Origin of the sequence: Microcoleus sp. BM001215392 (assembly GCF_036700185.1) — a bacterium.
In the GTDB taxonomy this organism is placed as follows: Bacteria; Cyanobacteriota; Cyanobacteriia; order Cyanobacteriales; family Microcoleaceae; genus Microcoleus.
This window is the reverse complement of record NZ_JAUBOJ010000371.1, coordinates 3054-7514: the sequence shown is the minus strand read 5'-3', so window position 1 is coordinate 7514 and position 4461 is coordinate 3054. Positions and strand designations below refer to the sequence as shown.

Annotated in this window: 4 protein-coding genes; all 4 read left to right on the top strand. The window is 45.2% G+C overall.

Annotated elements, in window-relative coordinates:
• Window positions 1-213 precede the first annotated feature (213 nt).
• A complete protein-coding gene (locus QT974_RS28085) occupies window positions 214-609 on the top strand; it encodes a RusA family crossover junction endodeoxyribonuclease (RefSeq protein WP_333471679.1) in 396 nt (131 codons plus the stop codon).
• Window positions 606-1271 carry a hypothetical protein gene (locus QT974_RS28080; RefSeq protein ID WP_333471678.1) on the top strand — a complete coding sequence of 222 codons (666 nt, stop codon included), beginning with the start codon at window positions 606-608 and terminating at the stop codon, window positions 1269-1271. Before QT974_RS28085 ends, QT974_RS28080 begins: the two co-directional genes overlap by 4 nt.
• A 6-nt stretch (window positions 1272-1277) precedes the next feature.
• On the top strand, window positions 1278-2162 hold the full coding sequence (locus QT974_RS28075; protein ID WP_333471677.1) for an ABC transporter permease: 885 nt from the start codon (window positions 1278-1280) through the stop codon (window positions 2160-2162).
• 436 nt (window positions 2163-2598) lie between these two features.
• The coding region (locus QT974_RS28070; RefSeq protein ID WP_333471676.1) for a calcium-binding protein at window positions 2599-4461 on the top strand (1863 nt) is incomplete at its 3' end.

Genomic DNA, 4461 nt, shown 5'->3' with positions numbered 1-4461 from the left:
TTAAACCTAAGATTTTATGTCCAAATGCTACGCCCTTCTATGATTTTTGCACTCTAGTCTATTGAAATTTTAAGCTGTTCAGCCAATTTTAGAGATAGAATTATAATACATTAGTACAAGCAAAAAAAAATATTTCTACAATTAAAAAAATTAAAATTATGTATGAATTTATCCTTTAATACCTGCTTTCATATTTAAGTTTCGGAGTTGCCAATGCAATTTGAGTTTCTGATTCCAAGACGCCCTGTATCTTTGCAAACTAGGCAGAGAACCAAACTACAAAATTGGCAACAATTTGTGCGTGCAGAAGCATCAAAAACTTGGGTAGGAACTCCTTATTCTGGAAACGTTGATTTAACTTTAGTTTATCTATATGATACAGACCCTGTTGACACAGACAATATAATAAAGCCCATACAGGACGCATTAATTGGGTTAGTTTATGAGGATGATTCACTTGTCACAGATGTGGAGTCACATCCTCGATCGCTTAGTGGCACATTTAACCTTGCTCTATGTCCATTATTATTGCTGCATGGCATCATATCTGGTAGTGAGTGCGTCTACGTTAGAATACGTGAAGCAAAAGCATTGGAGAGTTACCTATGACTGCTAAATTAATACACGACACATCAGTATCTAAAATTGCTGAAAAATATCGGCAAGAAGGCTATAAAGTATTTGTTGAGCCTGAACCAGAAGACATCCCTTTCAATTTAGGTACATATCGCCCAAATTTGATTGCCAAAAAGAACGAAGCCGAAGGTTATATAATCGAATTCAATGGTTCTGGTAGGCAAACATCCATAGACAGGTTGAAAGAAATTGCTGAAATAGTCTCTGAAAATACAGGCTGGCGTTTCATGTTAATTACTGAAGAAGATGCTTTACTGAAAGACGAAGCCAAGGAAGTAAATCTATTATCTTTGGAGCAAATTTTTAGTAGAATAACACAGAGCGAACGCCTAATCTCATTGGGAGAAAATGAAGGGGCTTTTTTGTCACTTTGGGGAATATTTGAAGCACTGCTGCGTAGACGGGCCCAGGAGGCTATTATTCCAATTGAAAGATTTCCAACTGTATCTCTGATTAAACATATGTATTCGCAAGGAGAACTTTCAATCGAAGAGTACGATCGCGCCATGCTACTTTTAAACGTGAGAAACCGATTTATTCATGGATTTGAAGCGCCTGAAATCAATGAGTCTGTATCTGAATTGCTCGCCCTTGTCAATGAATTAATCAGTTTATGGGTACCACAAGGATTTTAGATGGTAATGAAACAGCAAAAATCGCTGAACAGCTTAATATTTTTACAGCCAGCTTGGCAGCGATTTGGTCGATCGACCTCCGGGAAAATCGGCTTGATTTTGACTGTAGCGCTGATTATTGTGGCACTGTTAGCTCCCCTACTTTCCCCCTACGATGCTGCGGTCGATCGCGATTATTTGTCCCGATTAGTGGCTCCTAGCGCCAAACATTGGTTCGGCACCGACAGTTTGGGGCGAGATTTGCTCGTGCGGGTGTGGCACGGATTGGGGATATCTTTGCTCGTCAGCCTGGTTTCGGTGGGTGGGGGATTATTTGTGGGCTCTCTGTTGGGGCTCTTTGCTGGGTATTTTCGCGGATGGGCTGAAGTGGCGATCGGCACTTTGGCAGATATTTTGCTAGCTTTTCCTTCAATATTACTGGCGATCGCCATTGTCACGGTCACCGGGCCCAGCTTGCAAAGCGTAATTATCGCCGTCAGCGTCGTGCAAATTCCCATTTACATCCGCCTCACACGCAGCATGGTGCTATCGCTGCGAGAACAACAATTTGTCTTAGCTGTCAAAGCCTTGGGCGCTAGCGACTTGCGGATTATTTTTCGCCACATTTTGCCGGGAAGTCTCGCGCCGCTTGTTGTACAAGCAACTCTTTCGACTGGTACAGCGACACTAGAAGCTGCTGGTTTAGGTTTTCTCGGTTTGGGCGCCCAGCCACCGGCGCCGGAGTTGGGAACTATGCTTTCGGATGCTTTCAAAGGCGGATACGCTCTTTCGTCTCCTTGGACTATTTTGTTTCCAGGTTTGCTGATTACCTTGACAGTTCTGGGTTTCAACCTTTTAGGCGACGGGCTGCGAGACGTTTTAGACCCCAGATCCAATGCAGCAAGGAAATAGCAATCTTATTTGTATTTAATAAATCTTTGATGCGAGCCGATTAACCGCAGATACAAGGCAGATTAACACGGCTCAACCTAGATAATTTCCAGATCAAAGGCAATGAATTTAATCTTGTCTAATATTGAAATTCTGCCCGCAGACGGTACTCAAAAAAACAAGATATGACTTTTATGACTTTAAGTTATGACTTTTATGACTTTAAGTTATGACTTTTATGAATTGATTGTACAAATAATCTATGTGATTATACTGACAAGCTTACAGCTCGGCTCTAAGTCATATCTGAGATTGTAACAACCACCAGATCAAAAATACATCTGCGATCGAACTTTATTTAGTCATTACTAAATGCTATTTCGTGCGGCTACAAAACCGAAATAGCTCATTTTAAGTAGCAAAAAACCAGATACTCTCTCAGCGAGAAAATTAAATCATGGCATCTATTTTTGCACCAAATAACAATGATACCTTACTCACAGGAACTGCGAACAATGACGACATCTTCGGAGCCGGAGGAAAAGATACCCTCGTCGGCCTTGGAGGTAACGACTTACTCTTCGGCGATGAGGGCAATAACTCACTCGTCGGCGGACTTGGCGATGACACCTTACTTGACGGGCTTGGCAATTCAACTCTCAGCGGAGGTGAAGGTAATGATTTTATTTTCAGCATTGGTGGTAATGACTTAATCCTTGGCGATGCGGGGAATGATACTCTGATCGGCGATGAGACGATCGCTGGTGCGAACAAATCTGCTACTCTTCTAGGCGGATTGGGCAACGATTTTTTAATTGGCGGTTTTGGCAATGACTCCATCAATGGCGGGGATGGCAGTGACTCCCTGTTTGGTGATAATGGCGATGATTCAATTTCAGGAGAGAATGGCGACGATTTCCTATACGGCGGTAATGGCAATGACATTCTCAAAGGGGGAGTCGGCGACGATTTTCTGGGTGGAGGTTCTGGCAGCGATTCGATCGACGGCGGAGATGGTTTTGACTTTGTTTCCTATGCGGCAGCGACAACTCCTGTGCTGGTAAATCTCGTGACAGGGATAGCAACAGGAGAGGGCACCGATACTCTCATCGGTATTGAAGATATTATCGGCGGCAGTGGTAATGATTCTCTGACAGGGAATGCTAGCGTTAATTATTTAGATGGTTTTGCTGGCAATGACTCTCTGTTGGGATTAGATGGCGGTGACTTCCTGTTCGGCGGTGATGGCAATGACTTTCTCGGTGGCGGATTGGGCGACGATTTCCTGGTTGGGGAAGCTGGTAATGACACGCTTGATGGTGGAGAAGGTATTGACTTCTTGTTTGGTGATGATGGTAATGACATCCTGAATGGCGGGGCTGGCAATGATTTGCTGAGCGGGGGAGCTGGCGATGACACGCTTGATGGTGGAGCAGGTGTTGATCTTGTTTCTTACGGAACAGCAACTGGGCCGATAGTCGCTAATTTGGCAACCGGGACGGCAACGGGACAGGGAGCGGACGTTCTGATTAACATCGAAGATATTATCGGTGGTAGCGGTAATGATTCTTTGACAGGGAATACAAGCGCTAATTATTTAGATGGTTTGGCTGGTGATGACTTCCTGTCTGGTGGCGATGGTATTGACTTCTTGTTTGGTGGTGATGGTAAGGACATCCTGAATGGGGGAGCTGGTAATGATTGGCTGAGCGGTGAGGCCGGCGATGATTCTTTAAACGGGGGGTTGGGCGATGATATTTTGTTTGGAGATGGGGGAAATAATACTCTGGTTGGTGGTGGCGGTGCTGATATCTTGTTTGGAGGGGCGGGCAATGATTTTTATCAGTTGGATGGTACGACGGCTCAAGGTAGCTTAATTTCAGATACGGGTGGCATAAATTCCTTAACCATTCCGGGAGTAACGCTTTCACTCACTCTTGCTCCTGGAAAGACGGGCTTGGGACGAAATGGCACCAGTTTGGTGATTGACTTGAACCAAGATGGCATTGTTAATGGTTCAGATGTGGAGATTTTCAACTTCTTTGCGACGCCGACTGGGACTACTCCTGGTTCTGGTGTGATCCAAAATTTGGGAAATTTCAGCAGTACCCAGATTTTTAATAGTTTTGCTGTCTCGCCTCCACCACCTCCGACACAACCGCCGACGACTGTGCCGACGCCTCCGCCTGCACCGACGCCGACGCCTGTGCCAGCCCCTCCGGCTCCACCTGCGCCAACTCCGACACAACCGCCGACGCCTCCGATACAACCGCCGACGCCTCCGACACAACCGCCGACGCCTCCGACACAACCGCCGACG

Bases quoted from the DNA above. Each gene is read 5' to 3' on its own strand.
- QT974_RS28080 (WP_333471678.1), top strand. From the start codon at position 606: ATGACTGCTAAATTAATACACGACACATCAGTATCTAAAATTGCTGAA.
- QT974_RS28085 (WP_333471679.1), top strand. From the start codon at position 214: ATGCAATTTGAGTTTCTGATTCCAAGACGCCCTGTATCTTTGCAAACT.
- QT974_RS28075 (WP_333471677.1), top strand. From the start codon at position 1,278: ATGAAACAGCAAAAATCGCTGAACAGCTTAATATTTTTACAGCCAGCT.